The sequence below is a fragment of the Enterobacter sp. 241F3 genome (assembly GCF_034106785.1).
Taxonomy (GTDB): Bacteria; Pseudomonadota; Gammaproteobacteria; order Enterobacterales; family Enterobacteriaceae; genus Enterobacter; species Enterobacter vonholyi.
Window position 1 is genome coordinate 31,123 of the sequence record NZ_JAWNDD010000010.1, and the last position, 15,598, is coordinate 46,720.

16 protein-coding genes are annotated in these 15,598 nt (G+C 55.9%); 10 read left to right on the plus strand and 6 right to left on the minus strand.

Annotated features, from left to right (window positions below; translation table 11 throughout):
- Positions 1-17: 17 nt before the first annotated feature.
- The 4 genes from hslV to rraA all read left to right on the plus strand — a co-directional run bounded on the left by hslV (position 18) and on the right by rraA (position 3,459).
- Complete coding sequence (gene hslV / locus UR504_RS19575; RefSeq protein ID WP_008501802.1) at positions 18-548, plus strand: ATP-dependent protease subunit HslV; 531 nt, start codon at positions 18-20, stop codon at positions 546-548.
- 9 nt (positions 549-557) lie between these two features.
- Positions 558-1,892, plus strand: coding sequence for an HslU--HslV peptidase ATPase subunit (gene hslU / locus UR504_RS19580; RefSeq protein WP_023309685.1), 1,335 nt, complete (start codon positions 558-560; stop codon positions 1,890-1,892).
- 68 nt (positions 1,893-1,960) lie between these two features.
- Positions 1,961-2,881: a 1,4-dihydroxy-2-naphthoate polyprenyltransferase gene (gene menA / locus UR504_RS19585; protein WP_302238106.1), complete on the plus strand. Its 921-nt coding sequence runs from the start codon at positions 1,961-1,963 to the stop codon at positions 2,879-2,881.
- Between the two features lie 92 nt (positions 2,882-2,973).
- A complete protein-coding gene (gene rraA, locus UR504_RS19590) occupies positions 2,974-3,459 on the plus strand; it encodes a ribonuclease E activity regulator RraA (protein WP_023309687.1) in 486 nt (161 codons plus the stop codon).
- Positions 3,460-4,042: 583 nt separating this feature from the next.
- On the opposite strand, the gene zapB is transcribed toward rraA, so the two are convergent.
- Positions 4,043-4,282, minus strand: coding sequence for a septal ring assembly protein ZapB (gene zapB / locus UR504_RS19595; protein WP_010436935.1), 240 nt, complete (start codon positions 4,280-4,282; stop codon positions 4,043-4,045).
- Positions 4,283-4,692: 410 nt separating this feature from the next.
- Here zapB and UR504_RS19600 point away from each other — a divergent pair, with 410 nt between their 5' ends.
- The 4 genes from UR504_RS19600 (at position 4,693) to fpr (ending at position 9,036) form a co-directional block, all read left to right on the plus strand.
- Positions 4,693-5,538 carry an MIP/aquaporin family protein gene (locus UR504_RS19600; protein ID WP_014885705.1) on the plus strand — a complete coding sequence of 282 codons (846 nt, stop codon included), beginning with the start codon at positions 4,693-4,695 and terminating at the stop codon, positions 5,536-5,538.
- A 21-nt stretch (positions 5,539-5,559) separates the two neighbouring features.
- Complete coding sequence (glpK, locus tag UR504_RS19605) at positions 5,560-7,068, plus strand: glycerol kinase GlpK (RefSeq protein WP_023309688.1); 1,509 nt, start codon at positions 5,560-5,562, stop codon at positions 7,066-7,068.
- A 114-nt stretch (positions 7,069-7,182) separates the two neighbouring features.
- Complete coding sequence (gene glpX / locus UR504_RS19610; protein WP_032662725.1) at positions 7,183-8,193, plus strand: class II fructose-bisphosphatase; 1,011 nt, start codon at positions 7,183-7,185, stop codon at positions 8,191-8,193.
- Between the two features lie 96 nt (positions 8,194-8,289).
- A complete protein-coding gene (gene fpr / locus UR504_RS19615; RefSeq protein ID WP_148244647.1) occupies positions 8,290-9,036 on the plus strand; it encodes a ferredoxin--NADP(+) reductase in 747 nt (248 codons plus the stop codon).
- Here fpr and UR504_RS19620 read toward each other — a convergent pair whose 3' ends face one another.
- The gene (locus tag UR504_RS19620; RefSeq protein WP_023293600.1) at positions 9,037-9,456 is read right to left on the minus strand and encodes a DUF805 domain-containing protein; all 420 of its coding nucleotides are present in this window, start codon (positions 9,454-9,456) and stop codon (positions 9,037-9,039) included.
- Positions 9,457-9,568: 112 nt separating this feature from the next.
- On the opposite strand from UR504_RS19620, the gene UR504_RS19625 reads away from it, so the two are divergent.
- Together UR504_RS19625 and tpiA are read left to right on the plus strand one after the other, a co-directional pair.
- Complete coding sequence (locus UR504_RS19625; protein WP_115876982.1) at positions 9,569-10,165, plus strand: DUF1454 family protein; 597 nt, start codon at positions 9,569-9,571, stop codon at positions 10,163-10,165.
- 111 nt (positions 10,166-10,276) lie between these two features.
- On the plus strand, positions 10,277-11,044 hold the full coding sequence (gene tpiA, locus UR504_RS19630) for a triose-phosphate isomerase (protein ID WP_014172206.1): 768 nt from the start codon (positions 10,277-10,279) through the stop codon (positions 11,042-11,044).
- Positions 11,045-11,125: 81 nt separating this feature from the next.
- Here the strand turns inward: tpiA and UR504_RS19635 are convergent, their stop codons facing one another.
- The 4 genes from UR504_RS19635 to pfkA all read right to left on the minus strand — a co-directional run bounded on the left by UR504_RS19635 (position 11,126) and on the right by pfkA (position 15,517).
- Complete coding sequence (locus UR504_RS19635) at positions 11,126-12,430, minus strand: SLC13 family permease (RefSeq protein ID WP_320740051.1); 1,305 nt, start codon at positions 12,428-12,430, stop codon at positions 11,126-11,128.
- Positions 12,431-12,503: 73 nt separating this feature from the next.
- A complete protein-coding gene (locus tag UR504_RS19640; RefSeq protein WP_320740052.1) occupies positions 12,504-13,247 on the minus strand; it encodes a CDP-diacylglycerol diphosphatase in 744 nt (247 codons plus the stop codon).
- Positions 13,248-13,354: 107 nt separating this feature from the next.
- Complete coding sequence (locus UR504_RS19645; protein ID WP_029741703.1) at positions 13,355-14,344, minus strand: sulfate ABC transporter substrate-binding protein; 990 nt, start codon at positions 14,342-14,344, stop codon at positions 13,355-13,357.
- Positions 14,345-14,554: 210 nt separating this feature from the next.
- On the minus strand, positions 14,555-15,517 hold the full coding sequence (gene pfkA, locus UR504_RS19650; RefSeq protein ID WP_023309696.1) for a 6-phosphofructokinase: 963 nt from the start codon (positions 15,515-15,517) through the stop codon (positions 14,555-14,557).
- Positions 15,518-15,598: the final 81 nt, after the last annotated feature.

Sequence of the window (15,598 nt, forward strand, 5' to 3'; positions counted from 1 at the left end):
AACCAGGGGGTCTGCTCGTGACAACAATAGTAAGTGTACGCCGTAACGGCCATGTGGTAATCGCCGGTGATGGCCAGGCCACGCTGGGTAATACCGTCATGAAAGGCAACGTGAAGAAAGTGCGCCGTCTCTACAACGACAAAGTGATCGCCGGTTTTGCAGGCGGCACGGCGGATGCCTTCACGCTGTTTGAACTTTTTGAACGCAAACTGGAAATGCACCAGGGGCATCTGGTGAAAGCAGCCGTTGAGCTGGCAAAAGACTGGCGTACCGACCGCATGCTGCGCAAGCTCGAAGCGCTGCTGGCCGTGGCCGATGAAACCGCTTCGCTTATCATCACCGGTAACGGTGACGTGATTCAGCCGGAAAATGACCTGATTGCCATCGGCTCTGGCGGCCCGTATGCCCAGGCTGCAGCCCGCGCGCTGTTGGAAAATACCGACATGAACGCGCGTGATATCGCGGTAAAGGCGTTGGATATTGCAGGTGATATCTGCATCTATACCAACCACAATCACACCATCGAAGAATTGACCTCCAAAGCGTAAGGATCTCCCATGTCTGAAATGACCCCACGCGAAATTGTCAGCGAACTGAACAAACACATTATCGGCCAGGATAACGCCAAGCGCTCCGTGGCTATCGCTCTGCGTAACCGCTGGCGTCGTATGCAGCTTGACGAAGAGCTGCGCCACGAAGTCACACCGAAAAATATTCTGATGATCGGCCCGACCGGGGTCGGTAAAACCGAAATCGCCCGTCGACTGGCGAAGCTGGCCAACGCGCCGTTCATCAAAGTTGAAGCCACCAAGTTCACCGAAGTGGGCTACGTGGGTAAAGAAGTGGACTCCATCATCCGCGATCTGACCGACTCGGCGATCAAGATGGTGCGCGTCCAGGCGATCGAGAAAAACCGCTATCGCGCGGAAGAGATGGCCGAAGAGCGCATTCTCGACGTGCTGATCCCACCGGCAAAAAACAACTGGGGCCAGGCAGAACAGCAGGCAGAACCGTCTGCTGCACGTCAGGCGTTCCGCAAAAAACTGCGCGAAGGCCAGCTGGATGACAAAGAGATTGAGATCGATCTCGCTGCCGCGCCAATGGGTGTGGAAATCATGGCACCTCCGGGCATGGAAGAGATGACCAGTCAGCTCCAGTCCATGTTCCAGAACCTGGGCGGACAGAAGCAGAAAGCGCGTAAGCTGAAAATTAAAGACGCGATGAAGCTGCTGATTGAAGAAGAAGCGGCGAAGCTGGTGAACCCGGAAGAGCTGAAGCAGGATGCTATCGACGCGGTTGAGCAGCACGGTATCGTGTTTATCGACGAAATCGACAAAATTTGTAAGCGCGGCGGCAACAGCTCCGGCCCGGATGTGTCCCGCGAAGGCGTTCAGCGCGACCTGCTGCCGCTGGTAGAAGGTTGCACCGTCTCCACCAAGCACGGCATGGTGAAAACGGACCACATCCTGTTTATCGCATCAGGTGCCTTCCAGGTTGCCAGCCCGTCGGATCTGATCCCGGAGCTGCAGGGCCGTCTGCCTATCCGCGTTGAGCTGCAGGCGCTGACCACCGAAGATTTCGAACGTATCCTGACCGAGCCAAACGCCTCTGCTACAGTACAGTACAAAGCGCTGATGGCGACCGAAGGCGTGAACCTCGAGTTCACCGAAGACGGTATCAAACGTATTGCCCAGGCCGCATGGCAGGTGAACGAAACCACCGAAAACATCGGTGCGCGTCGTCTGCATACCGTGCTGGAACGCCTGGTCGAAGATATCTCTTATGACGCGAGCGACCTGAACGGCCAAACCGTTACCATTGACGCAGAATATGTGAGTAAACATCTGGATGCGTTAGTGGCAGATGAAGATCTGAGCCGTTTTATCCTATAATCGCGGTTACTGGATTCTCATCACGTTTAATGGGGGCTAATGCCCCCATTTTTATTGGCTAAATACTTATGACTGACATCAGCCGTACGCAGGCGTGGCTCGAAAGTCTGCGCCCTAAAACACTTCCTCTGGCCTTTGCCGCGATTATCGTCGGCACCGCCCTTGCCTGGTGGCAGGGTTATTTCGATCCGCTGGTTGCCGCGCTGGCACTGATTACCGCCGGCCTGCTGCAAATCCTCTCCAATCTCGCCAACGACTACGGCGACGCGGTAAAGGGCAGCGACAAGCCTGACCGCATAGGGCCACTGCGCGGAATGCAGAAAGGGGTGATTACCCAGGTGCAGATGAAACGCGCGCTGATTATCACCGTGGTGCTGATCTGCGTTTCCGGACTGGCGCTGGTAACGGTGGCGTCTAAAACCGCCAGCGATTTTATTGGTTTCCTGGTGCTGGGTTTATTAGCCATTATCGCGGCCATCACCTACACCGTCGGCACGCGTCCTTACGGCTATATTGGACTCGGGGATATCTCCGTACTGGTGTTCTTCGGCTGGCTGAGCGTGATGGGAAGCTGGTACCTGCAGGCGCATACGGTGATCCCTGCCCTGTTCCTGCCTGCGACCGCTTGCGGTCTGCTGGCGACAGCTGTGCTCAACATCAACAACCTGCGCGACATCGACAGCGATCGCGAGAACGGCAAAAATACCCTGGCGGTTCGTCTGGGGCCGGTTAATGCCCGCCGCTATCACGCCTGTCTGCTCATTGGCGCGCTGGTTTGCCTGGCGCTGTTTAACCTGATTTCCTTGCAAAGCCTGTGGGGCTGGCTGTTTGTGCTTGCCGCGCCGCTGCTGATTAAGCAGGCCCGCTTTGTGATGCGTGAACTCAGCCCGTCCGCCATGCCGCCGATGCTGGAGCGCACGGTAAAAGGTGCGCTGCTGACTAACCTGTTGTTCGTCATCGGGATTGTGTTAAGCCAGACGCTGCGTTAGCTGACAAATATCAATTAACAATTGATGATTTTGCCAACAACGCATTTCGCACGATATACTGAACACATTCGCAGCAACTGAGCGTTAAACCTATGAAATACGATACCTCCGAGCTTTGTGACATCTACCAGGAAGATGTCAACGTCGTTGAACCGCTGTTTTCCAACTTTGGTGGGCGGTCATCATTTGGCGGTCAAATCGTCACGGTGAAATGTTTCGAGGACAACGGGTTGCTGTACGATCTGCTCGAACAGAACGGCCGCGGCCGCGTTCTTGTGGTCGACGGCGGCGGTTCCGTGCGCCGGGCATTAATTGATGCTGAACTGGCCGGCATTGCCGTCCAGAACGAGTGGGAAGGCCTTGTGGTATACGGTTCCGTGCGCCAGGTGGACGATCTGGAAGACCTGGATATCGGGATTCAGGCCATCGCGGCCATACCGGTAGGGGCGGCGGGTGACGGCATCGGCGAAAGCGACGTGCGCGTTAATTTCGGGGGCGTGACCTTCTTCTCCGGGGATCATCTCTACGCCGATAATACCGGCATTATCCTTTCCGAAGATCCTCTGGATATCGAGTAATTAAACCGTCAGCGTGAACCATAAAAAAACCGCCAACAGCAATGTGGCGGTTTTTTTGTCCCTCGGGATTCGCGGTCCGTTGGGGAGTTTTGCAACCTTTAACCAGGATTTTTATCTTACCCTGGTTCAAATCTCAGGTAACCCCATCGACCCTTTATAAATTCCTAATTTCCTTTGAAAACCTTAACTACGCTACTGTTGCTCATTATGATGCATCGTCCCTTTCCGCCATCTCGCACATGGGCATCGGTCCAGGGAAAGGTGTATTAACAACCGTAAAGCAACCTTTAACCGGGCTTGTGTCCACCGACTTATCACCGGTGGTGAACGGTGGAGCGGTTAGCTGCAGGGACCGCATAATGAAACGCTATTTATGTATCGCGTTCATTGTCGCCAGCGTACTCGTTGTAAAGAGTGATGAACCGAATGTGTTCGTTACTTTTGCTATGACAGCGCAGGACAAGTAGCGTTAAGGCCGCCTCTGGCGGCCTTTTTTATGGTTGGATGTCAGTTAGCAAGAACCATAAAAAAGCCGGGTGGCGGCATCGCCTTACCCGGCCTGTTCAGTTCATCCCGGTGGGGATCAGACTTCTTCCATACGTCCCAGCAGCGCCTGCAGGCGATCCTGCCAGCCGTTCTGCTGTTCGCGCAGCTGGTTGTTTTCGCGCTCCAGTTCTTCGCGGCCGTGCTGCGCGTTCTGAACTTCCTGCGCCAGGCTGTTGTTCTTCTCTTTCAGCTCTTCAATTTCCATCTGCAGCAGGGTGATGGTGTCAATCGCCTGCTGTACTTTCGATTCCAGTTTCTCAAACACTTCTAAAGACATGATGCTACCTCTCCTGAATTGCAAGGCGACGCTTTAACATAAACGCGCACGACATATACCGTCGATTGTATGGAGCGCGGCGCTCTGTGTCCAGCGACACACCGCGCAGATCGCGGTTTGCAACACTTTTAGGTCTGGTCCTGGTGTGTTCGCGTCATATACCCCTAAATTGTTAGCTGATTCGTTAATGAAATGATTCAGCTCACATTCCGGCACTGATCCTGTACTGCTGCAAAGATGTGCTTTATGGCGCGAAAACGCTCATTTTATTGACGCAGACCACACATTTCGATTTCGATATTTCTCGTTTTTGCTCGTTAACGATAAATTAACACTATGTCTACAGGGCATCGTGGCTGTCACGGGCGGTCATGCTAACAATAAACATCAATTTCTTCAGGATTCCGATTATGAGTCAGACATCAACCTTAAAAGGCCAGTGCATTGCCGAGTTCCTTGGTACCGGGTTGTTGATATTCTTCGGAGTGGGCTGTGTCGCTGCACTGAAAGTGGCGGGTGCCAGTTTTGGTCAGTGGGAAATCAGTATCATCTGGGGTCTGGGCGTGGCGATGGCCATCTACCTGACAGCAGGGGTTTCTGGTGCACATCTTAACCCGGCGGTGACAATCGCACTGTGGCTGTTCGCGTGCTTCGACGGACGCAAAGTAGTTCCTTTCATTCTTTCTCAGTTTGCCGGCGCGTTTTGCGCAGCGGCGTTAGTTTACGGGCTTTATTACAATCTTTTCATCGACTTCGAACAGACGCATCATATGGTACGCGGCAGCGTCGAAAGTCTGGATCTGGCAGGCATCTTCTCAACCTACCCTAACCCGCACATCAATTTTGTGCAGGCGTTCGCAGTTGAAATGGTGATTACCGCTATTCTGATGGGCGTTATCCTGGCGCTGACCGACGACGGAAACGGCATTCCGCGCGGCCCGCTGGCACCCCTGCTGATTGGTTTGCTGATTGCGGTAATTGGCGCATCCATGGGCCCGCTGACCGGCTTCGCGATGAACCCGGCACGTGATATCGGACCAAAAGCGTTCGCCTTTATCGCAGGCTGGGGCGACGTCGCCTTCACAGGTGGCAAAGACATTCCTTACTTCCTGGTACCGCTGTTTGCGCCGGTTGTCGGGGCTGCGCTGGGTGCGTTTAGCTACCGCAAATTAATTGGTCGCCACTTACCGTGCGACACCTGTGTGGAAGAGGAGAAGGAAACGACTTCTACCGCACAACAAAAAGCTTCGCTGTAATCTGACTACGGGACACATACCATGACCGAAAAAAAATATATCGTTGCGCTCGACCAGGGCACTACCAGCTCCCGCGCTGTCGTAATGGATCATGACGCGAACATCGTCAGCGTGTCACAGCGCGAATTTGAGCAAATTTATCCTCGTCCAGGCTGGGTAGAACACGACCCGATGGAGATTTGGGCGTCACAAAGCTCCACGCTGGTCGAAGTGCTGGCGAAAGCCGATATCAGTTCCGACGAGATTGCCGCGATTGGTATCACTAACCAGCGTGAAACGACGATCGTCTGGGAACGCGAAACCGGTAAGCCGATTTACAACGCCATCGTCTGGCAGTGCCGCCGTACCTCTGAAATCTGCGAACAGCTGAAGCGCGACGGTATGGAAGAGTACGTGCGCAGCGCCACCGGCCTGGTGGTTGACCCGTACTTCTCCGGCACCAAAGTGAAATGGATCCTCGACCACGTGGAAGGTTCACGCGAGCGTGCTAAACGCGGCGAGCTGCTGTTCGGTACCGTTGACACCTGGCTTATCTGGAAGATGACCCAGGGACGCGTCCACGTCACCGATTACACCAACGCCTCGCGTACCATGCTGTTCAACATCAACACCCTGGAGTGGGATGACAAGATGCTGGACGCGCTGGATATCCCACGCGCGATGCTGCCTGAAGTGCGCAAGTCTTCTGAGGTTTACGGCCAGACCAACATCGGCGGTAAAGGTGGCACCCGTATTCCTATCGCCGGTATCGCCGGTGACCAGCAGGCGGCGCTGTTCGGTCAGCTGTGCGTCAAGGAAGGGATGGCGAAGAATACCTACGGCACCGGCTGCTTTATGCTGATGAACACCGGTGAGAAAGCGGTGAAATCAGAAAACGGTCTGCTGACCACCATCGCCTGCGGCCCGCGCGGCGAAGTGAACTATGCCCTGGAAGGTGCGGTGTTCATGGCCGGTGCGTCTATCCAGTGGCTGCGTGACGAGATGAAGCTGATCAGCGATGCATTCGACTCCGAGTACTTCGCCACCAAAGTGAAAGACACCAACGGCGTGTACGTGGTGCCTGCATTCACCGGTCTGGGCGCACCCTACTGGGATCCGTATGCACGCGGCGCGATTTTCGGACTGACGCGTGGCGTGAACTCTAACCACATTATTCGCGCCACTCTGGAATCCATCGCCTACCAGACCCGAGACGTGCTGGAAGCGATGCAGGCGGACTCCGGCATTCGTCTGCACGCCCTGCGCGTGGACGGCGGTGCGGTAGCGAATAACTTCCTGATGCAGTTCCAGTCCGACATTCTGGGCACCCGCGTTGAGCGCCCTGAAGTGCGTGAAGTGACGGCGCTGGGTGCGGCGTACCTTGCAGGTCTGGCGGTAGGCTTCTGGCAGAACCTGGACGAGCTGCAGGAAAAAGCGGTTATCGAACGCGAGTTCCGCCCGGGCATCGAAACCACCGAGCGTAACTTCCGCTACAGCGGCTGGAAGAAAGCGGTGAAACGCGCCCTGGCGTGGGAAGAACACGAGGAGTAAGACAAACTTACTCCTCACCCTAACCCTCTCCCCTTTGGGGAGAGGGGACTTAAAACACCCCTCCCCACACTGTGATAAACTTCGTGCAATTCCTTTTAATTGCACGAGTACCTCATGAAACGTGAACTTGCTATCGAGTTTTCCCGCGTCACCGAAGCAGCCGCCCTTGCAGGCTATAAGTGGCTGGGTCGCGGCGATAAAAATACCGCAGACGGTGCAGCCGTCCATGCCATGCGCATTGTGCTTAACCAGGTCAATATCGACGGCACCATCGTGATCGGCGAAGGCGAGATCGACGAAGCGCCGATGCTCTATATCGGTGAAAAAGTCGGTACCGGTAAAGGCGATGCCGTGGATATCGCGGTTGACCCGATCGAAGGCACCCGCATGACGGCAATGGGTCAGGCCAACGCCCTGGCGGTGCTGGCCGTGGGCGATAAGGGCTGCTTCCTTAACGCGCCGGATATGTACATGGAAAAGCTGATTGTCGGTCCTGGCGCGAAAGGCGCAATCGACCTCAGCCTGCCGCTGGAAGAGAACCTGCACAACATCGCCAAAGCCCTGGGCAAACCCCTTAGCGAACTCACCGTGACGATTCTGGCAAAACCGCGCCACGACGCCACCATCGCGCAGATGCAAAAGCTCGGCGTGCGCGTGTTTGCCATTCCGGACGGTGACGTTGCCGCCTCGATCCTGACCTGCATGCCGGACAGCGAAGTGGACGTGCTGTACGGCATCGGCGGCGCACCGGAAGGCGTAGTCTCTGCGGCCGTGATCCGCGCGCTGGACGGCGATATGCAGGCCCGTCTGCTGCCCCGCCACGAGGTGAAAGGCGACAGCGAAGAGAACCGCCGCATCGGGGAAAACGAGCTGGCGCGCTGCGAAGCGATGGGCATCGAGGCCAATAAAGTGCTCGCGCTGGACGAGATGGCCCGTAGCGATAACGTGGTCTTCTCGGCGACCGGCATCACCAAAGGCGATCTGCTGGACGGCATCACCCGCAAGGGCAATATGGCGACCACCGAAACGCTGCTGATCCGCGGTAAATCACGCACCATTCGTCGCATCCAGTCTATCCACTATCTCGACCGCAAAGACCCGGACGTGCAGACGCACATTCTGTAAAACCGTTTGATCGATAGAGCTTTCCGGCCCTGACGGGCTGGAAATTGTCACCACAAGTACGGAAGATAGAACAGAGAAACAGCACAGGAGAAGATCATGGCGGACTGGGTAACAGGTAAAGTCACAAAGGTACAGTTCTGGACCGATGCGCTATTTAGTCTCACCGTACATGCTCCCGTTCACCCGTTTAAAGCCGGGCAATTTGCGAAGCTGGGACTGGATGTCGACGGCGAGCGCGTGCAGCGCGCCTACTCTTACGTTAACGCGCCTGATAACCCGGATCTCGAATTCTATCTGGTTACCGTTCCTGACGGTAAGCTCAGCCCGCGCCTTGCCGCCCTTAAGCCCGGCGACGACGTGCAAATTGTGAGTGAAGCGGCAGGCTTCTTTGTGCTCGAAGAGATCCCGGATTGTGACACGCTCTGGATGCTGGCAACCGGCACGGCCATCGGTCCTTATCTCTCTATTTTGCAGTACGGCAAAGACCTCGAGCGCTTTAAAAACATCGTGCTGGTGCACGCCGCGCGCTACGCTGCAGATCTGAGCTACCTGCCGCAGATGCAGGCGCTGGAGCAACAGTACGGCGGAAAGTTAAAGATTCAGACGGTGGTCAGCCGTGAAACCATAGCAGGAACGCTGACCGGCCGCGTGCCGGCGCTTATTGAAAGTGGTGCCCTGGAAGAGGCGGTGGGTTTGCCGCTGAACGCTGAAACCAGCCACGTCATGCTGTGCGGCAACCCGCAGATGGTACGGGACACGCAGCAGCTTCTGAAGGATACCCGGCAGATGACGAAACATCTTCGCCGCCGGCCGGGCCATATGACCGCCGAACACTACTGGTGATCAGCGGTATTTCACCTCAACGGTGTCTTTACCGTATTTGTTTTCGCTCTGGGTGCCAATAAACGCACCCAGATCGACAATCATCATCACGAAGATGACCGAAGGCAGCAGCCTGCCCACAACCCACGGCAGGATGGACGGAAGCATCGCCCAGTTCCCCGCCACCAGCATCCACGCCAGAATAATCAGAAATGCCCACGCGCCGGAACGACCGCGATCGTGCAGGCGTTTAACAACAACAGCCGCCGTTGGCCATAGCAGGCAGACCAGCGCGAAGGCCGCCGTTTGCGTGCTCAGCCATGCGTTGTAAGCAACGAAAAACAGAAGCAGCATGGCGACAACCCACGTCACCATCCAGATCCAGAAATCACGGCGTCCAATACGCCCTTTGAATGAAAACAGCCACTGCTGTATGGTCATGTAAGGTTCCTTATTATCGTATAGCGCGCATTTTACCCTGGAGTTGTGACCTTTTGACAAGCCGACCAGATATCGTTTTAATCATGAGCACTTACGGCCAGGGGCAATGTTGATGAAAAGTTCGGCACGTTCTCTTTTCCTGTGTTTAGCGCTGATCAGCGCGGGTTATCCCCTGCACGCCGCCGAAACCACAGCCCCGACCACAGCACCGTATCTGCTGGCGGGCGCGCCGTCGTTCGATCAGTCCATCAGCCAGTTTCGTGAAACCTTCAATCAGACCAACCCCACGCTGCCGCTGGATGAATTTCGCGCCATTGATGGCTCACGCGATACCCCCACACTGACCCGTGCGGCAAGCAAGATAAATGAGAATTTGTATGCTTCCACGGCGCTGGAGCGCGGTACTTTAAAAATCAAAAGCATGCAAATCACCTGGCTGCCGATACAGGGGCCAGAGCAGAAAGCCGCTAAGGCGAAAGCGCTGGAGTACATGAGCGCGGTCCTGCAGGCGTTTACCCCGGCACTGACGAAAAAGCAAAGCCAGCAAAAGCTGCAAAAACTCCTCGCTGCCGGTAAAAACAAGCGTTACTACGCCGATACCGAGGGCGCAATCCGCTATGTTGTGGCGGACAACGGCGAAAAAGGACTGACCTTCGCTGTTGAACCGATTAAGCTGGCACTATCTGACACTCTCGGCGGGGCGAATTAATGACAAAAAGCAAAGCCTTTCGAGGGAAAATCTCTATACTGATTCACAGACCATGCTGCCCGACAGGGTGGCCATATTCCTTAATTCGCTTATTTAGCGTGGAGAATTGAAATGCGACATCCTTTAGTGATGGGTAACTGGAAGCTGAACGGCAGCCGCCACATGGTAAACGAACTGGTTGCGAACCTGCGTAAAGAGCTGGCTGGCGTGACCGGCTGCGCGGTTGCGATCGCTCCGCCGGATATGTATCTGGATCTGGCTAAACACGCCGCTGACGGCAGCCACATCATTCTGGGCGCGCAGAACGTTGACGTTAACCTGTCTGGCGCTTTCACCGGTGAAACCTCCGCTGAAATGCTGAAAGATATCGGCGCGAAATACATCATCATCGGCCACTCCGAGCGTCGCACCTATCACAAAGAATCCGATGAGTTCATCGCGAAGAAATTCGCCGTGCTGAAAGAGCAGGGCCTGATCCCTGTTCTGTGCATCGGTGAAACCGAAGCGGAAAACGAAGCGGGCAAAACCGAAGAAGTGTGCGCACGTCAGATCGACGCAGTGCTGAAAACCCAGGGCGCGGCAGCGTTCGAAGGCGCGGTTATCGCTTACGAGCCAGTCTGGGCGATCGGTACCGGCAAATCAGCAACCCCTGCACAGGCTCAGGCTGTTCACAAATTCATTCGTGACCACATTGCGAAAGCTGACGCCAAAGTCGCTGAGCAAGTGATTATCCAGTACGGCGGTTCCGTTAACGCTTCCAACGCTGCTGAGCTGTTCACCCAGCCAGACATCGATGGCGCGCTGGTTGGCGGTGCATCCCTGAAAGCTGACGCTTTCGCGGTGATCGTTAAAGCGGCAGAAGCGGCTAAACAGGCGTAATTGCCTTTGTGGCGGGTGGCGCTTCGCTAACCCGCCCTACGGTTTTGTAGGCCCGGTAAGCGTCAGCGCCACCGGGCTTTTTTACAGCCGTCCCAGCAGGCTAAACCACAGATAATCCAGCGGCAGCAGCACCAGATACGTTGCAATAGCCAGCGCCAGACAAAGCATCATCCCCGCCCTGGCAGGCACCTTTCCTAACCCCATCGCCACCACAATCGGCGACGCCTGATAGGGCAGCAGCGGCGTGGAATAGCCCAGCACCTGAATCATAATCACCGACAGCAGCGGGAAACCGGTCGCGTCCGAAAAACTCTGCGCCAGAGTGGTATACAGCGCCGGAACGCCGTTGGCGGTCATAATGAAGTTGAGTGCGGTGGTAATACCGGTCAGCGCCAGGAAACTGGTGAACGGTCGGCCTGCATCCAGCGGCATAATGCGGAGCAACGCCTCGCCCACCGCCGTTCCGATACCGGTTTGCGTCACGACGATCGCCAGCCCCAGAATACCGGCAACGTAGATACAGGTGCGCATATTCACCCCCGCAGAAAACTCTTCCCCGGTAATGAAACCAATGCGCGGCAGCATAACGATGATCGACGCCGCCAGCCCCGTCCACGCGGGCCCCACGCCGTGCCAGCTCTCCGTAACCCACATCCCCAGCACCACCGCCAGCAGCCAGGCAAGACGCTTTTCGTCCCGCCCCATAGGCTCAGACGGCGCCTGTTCTTTCGGCGGTTTTGGGCTGCCGGGAAATAGCCAGCAGATGAGGCCAATCAGAATCAGGCCTTTGAGAATGCCCAGCACCGGCGTGTGCAGCAGCAGATAAGGGACATAGTTCAGATGGATGCCGTACGAGCCTTCCGCCGCACCGCTCATCACCAGGTTAGGGACGTTAGCGGGCAGAATCGTCGCCGAAAGCTGGAAAGTCCCAAACCCTACCGCCAGCGCCAGACCAAACCACGCTCGGGAGCCGTCTGCGATACCGGCGCGTTTCGCCATCGCGGCGACAATCGGCATCAGTAGCGCAATACGTCCCATATTCGACGGCATCACAAACGCCAGCGTGTAGCTCAGCAGCACCACGCTCGCCACCATCAACACCCAGGAGTCGGTGAGCCTTGCCGACAGCGCCCTGGCGGCCCTGTCTGCCAGTCCGGTTTTACGGATCGCCACGCCGAGCACGAATCCGCTGAAGACCAGCCAGAAGGCCGATGAAGCAAAACCGCCGAAAATCACCTCCGGCGGGGCGATCTTCGCGGTCATTGCCGCCGTAAAGAACAGCAGCGCGGTGATGAATTCCGGCAATAGCGACGTCGCCCACAGCACGATGGTGACGCCAACGATCAGTGAGGGCAGCAGCAGAGGATACGTTGACCAGAGCGACATACCTGTCTCCTGTAGAATTTTTCAGCAAGTCTACGGTGACAGGCAGCCCGAGTAAACGCGATTTATGGTGGGGTTACTTCAGGATAGCGCATTGATGATCCTGCAGTTCCTCCGCAGACGCGCGGTTAAGCGTGAGCAGGTTACGCTCGGTCGCCAGCAACACAAACGAACCATCAGACTGCTGCGCCATCGCCAGTGCGAAACGCCCCATATGGTCGCGCGCTTCCGGCAGCTCTTCTGCCAGCATCATAAACGGGCTGCGCTGGACCAGCTCATTCTCCGTCACCCGACGAGCAAGATACTCATGCCCTTCCAGCCCGCCGGGAAGAGGCAGCCACTGGGTGCTGATTTCTCCCTGTGCCGCGTTGAGCTTCTCGCGCACGTCCGGGCGAAGGCAGGAGATATGAATATGAAAGTGGTTCTGCGTGCGCCCTGTCGGGGAGTTAATCGTCAGCGAAATGGCGCTGTCAGGCACCTCGGCTCCACGCTTCAGGGTCATAAAGCTGCGCGACTGCCACGCCAGCCAGAAAAAGTTCGGCGTATGCCCTTCGGTCAACAGCGGGCTCTCGGTGCCGTTGATGCGATAGGTCGGCATCAGCAGGTATTGCAGCGGCCCGTTGCGGTCTTTAAATATCACATAGCCTGCATCCGTTTTCACCTGCGCACACGGCGCCGGGTTACGATTCTGGATCTGATTCGGCACACACTGGTCGAGAACGATATGTCTTAACGCATTCGGATTACCCGCCTTCATCCAGTACACGCCGCCAGCGGCAAGGGCGATGACAATGAGGATCAATAAGATAATTTTTTTCACAACGCGTTCCCTGTTTTCGATTGAGGCAAAAGAGTAACGCAAAATGATGACCAAATAAAAAACCCGGCGGATTTCTCACGCCGGGTCACCGTGTCACAGGCTAATGGTTAGCGCTGGCTGATTTGGTCGAAGGTACCGCCATTAGAGAAGTGCTCTTTCTGCGCTTTCGTCCAGCCGCCGAACTCGTCATCGATGGTGAAGAGTTTCAGTTTAGGGAATACGCTTTCGTATTTCTTCGCAACAGCCGGATCGCGTGGACGATAGAAGTTTTTCGCCGCAATTTCCTGGCCTTCTGGCGAATAGAGATACTTCAGGTAAGCTTCCGCCACCGCTTTGGTATCTTTCTTCTCAACCACTTTATCGACCACGGAAACGGTCGGCTCAGCCAGAATCGATTCGCTCGGGGTCACGATCTCGAATTTGTCTTTACCCAGTTCGTTGGTCGCCAGCAGTGCTTCGTTTTCCCATGCAATCAGCACGTCGCCAATCCCGCGCTCGACGAAGGTGTTGGTGGCACCACGCGCGCCGGAGTCCAGCACCTCAACGTTTTTATACAGCGCCTTCACGAACTCCTGCGCTTTGGCCTGGTCGCCGTTGTTGTGATGCAGCGCGTAACCCCATGCGCCGAGGTAGTTCCAGCGAGCGCCGCCGGAGCTTTTCGGGTTCGGGGTAATCACAGAAACGCCCGGTTTGATCAGGTCGTTCCAGTCTTTAATTTGTTTCGGGTTGCCTTTACGCACCAGGAAGACGATGGTCGAGGTGTAGGGTGCGGAGTTATCCGGCAGGCGTTTGATCCAGTTTTTGTCAATGCGACCGCGCTCGGCGATCGCGTCGACATCGTAGGCCAGCGCCAGGGTCACCACGTCGGCTTCAATGCCGTTGATGACGGAGGTCGCCTGCTTGCCAGAACCTCCGTGAGACTGGCGAACCACGACATTGTCGCCGGTTTCCTGCTTCCAGTGTGCCGCAAACGCTTTGTTGTATTGCTCGTACAGTTCACGCGTCGGGTCGTATGACACGTTTAATAACTGAATGTCCTTAGCCAGAACGCTGGTCGATGCCAGCAATAATGTTAAACCCACGCCCCATTTATTCATCGCCCAGCTCTCTTGTGTAGTGTTTTGATGAATGCAGCGTGCCAGAAAGCGAATCGAGGATTAAAGAATAAAAAAAGATTGGCTATAACGTAGTGGAATAAAAAAGCGTCCACGCATAAAAAAGCCGGGTGGCGGCTACGCCTTACCCGGCCTACGAGTCGTGCCTTTGTAGGCCCGGTAAGCGCAGCCGCCACCGGGCAACAGAGCCGATCAGTACAGTTTTTTCGCGCAGTCCAGCCAGTCACCTTTGAACGGACGCTTCATGTTTTCAATCGCGTCGATGATGTCGTGGTGAACCAGTTTTTCGTTCTGAATACCGACGCAGCGGCCGCCGTGGCCCTGCAGCAGCAGATCGATCGCGTACGCGCCCATACGGGACGCCAGAATACGGTCGTAAGGGCCTGGGGAACCGCCACGCTGGATGTGACCCAGTACGGTCGCGCGGGTTTCGCGTTTGGTTTCGGCTTCGATGTACTTCGCCAGCTCGTCAACGTCACAGATGTGCTCGGTGATAGCGACGATCGCGTGTTTTTTACCCTTCGCGATGCCCGCTTTGATTTCAGCCACCAGATCTTCACGGCTAAATTCGACTTCTGGCACGACGATAAATTCGCAACCGCCCGCAATGGCAGCCGCCAGCGTCAGGTCGCCACAGTAACGGCCCATCACTTCAACGATAGAGATACGCTGGTGAGAAGACGAGGTGTCACGCAGGCGGTCAATCGCTTCAACAACGGTACCGAGCGCAGTAAAGAAGCCGATAGTGTAGTCAGTGCCTTTGATGTCGTTGTCGATGGTTCCAGGCAGACCGATGCACGGGAAACCCATTTCGGTCAGACGTTTTGCACCCATGTAGGAACCGTCACCGCCGATAACCACCAGGGCGTCCAGACCACGTTTCTTCATGTTTTCGATAGCCACTTCACGAACGTGTTCGTCGCGGAATTCCGGGAAGCGCGCAGAACCGAGGAAAGTACCGCCACGGTTGATCATGTCAGACACGCTGTAGCGGTCGAGCTGAACCATACGATCTTCATACAGGCCCAGATAACCGTCATAAACGCCAAAAACTTCCAGGCCTTCCGTCAGCGCTGCACGGACAACACCACGAATTGCCGCGTTCATGCCCGGCGCATCACCGCCGCTTGTCAACACACCGATTTTCTTAATCATGACTACCTCTGAACTTAGGAATGCAAAATTGAAATCTGTTGCCGGAAGAAACTTATCGACCAACGAATACTGCAAATAGTA

What these genes read in the sequence shown, in the direction of transcription:
- hslU (WP_023309685.1), top strand. Translation starts at nt 558, where the DNA reads ATGTCTGAAATGACCCCACGCGAAATTGTCAGCGAACTGAACAAACAC.
- menA (WP_302238106.1), top strand. Translation starts at nt 1,961, where the DNA reads ATGACTGACATCAGCCGTACGCAGGCGTGGCTCGAAAGTCTGCGCCCT.
- rraA (WP_023309687.1), top strand. Translation starts at nt 2,974, where the DNA reads ATGAAATACGATACCTCCGAGCTTTGTGACATCTACCAGGAAGATGTC.
- zapB (WP_010436935.1), bottom strand. Translation starts at nt 4,282, where the DNA reads ATGTCTTTAGAAGTGTTTGAGAAACTGGAATCGAAAGTACAGCAGGCG.
- UR504_RS19600 (WP_014885705.1), top strand. Translation starts at nt 4,693, where the DNA reads ATGAGTCAGACATCAACCTTAAAAGGCCAGTGCATTGCCGAGTTCCTT.
- glpK (WP_023309688.1), top strand. Translation starts at nt 5,560, where the DNA reads ATGACCGAAAAAAAATATATCGTTGCGCTCGACCAGGGCACTACCAGC.
- glpX (WP_032662725.1), top strand. Translation starts at nt 7,183, where the DNA reads ATGAAACGTGAACTTGCTATCGAGTTTTCCCGCGTCACCGAAGCAGCC.
- fpr (WP_148244647.1), top strand. Translation starts at nt 8,290, where the DNA reads ATGGCGGACTGGGTAACAGGTAAAGTCACAAAGGTACAGTTCTGGACC.
- UR504_RS19620 (WP_023293600.1), bottom strand. Translation starts at nt 9,456, where the DNA reads ATGACCATACAGCAGTGGCTGTTTTCATTCAAAGGGCGTATTGGACGC.
- UR504_RS19625 (WP_115876982.1), top strand. Translation starts at nt 9,569, where the DNA reads ATGAAAAGTTCGGCACGTTCTCTTTTCCTGTGTTTAGCGCTGATCAGC.
- tpiA (WP_014172206.1), top strand. Translation starts at nt 10,277, where the DNA reads ATGCGACATCCTTTAGTGATGGGTAACTGGAAGCTGAACGGCAGCCGC.
- UR504_RS19635 (WP_320740051.1), bottom strand. Translation starts at nt 12,430, where the DNA reads ATGTCGCTCTGGTCAACGTATCCTCTGCTGCTGCCCTCACTGATCGTT.
- UR504_RS19645 (WP_029741703.1), bottom strand. Translation starts at nt 14,344, where the DNA reads ATGAATAAATGGGGCGTGGGTTTAACATTATTGCTGGCATCGACCAGC.
- pfkA (WP_023309696.1), bottom strand. Translation starts at nt 15,517, where the DNA reads ATGATTAAGAAAATCGGTGTGTTGACAAGCGGCGGTGATGCGCCGGGC.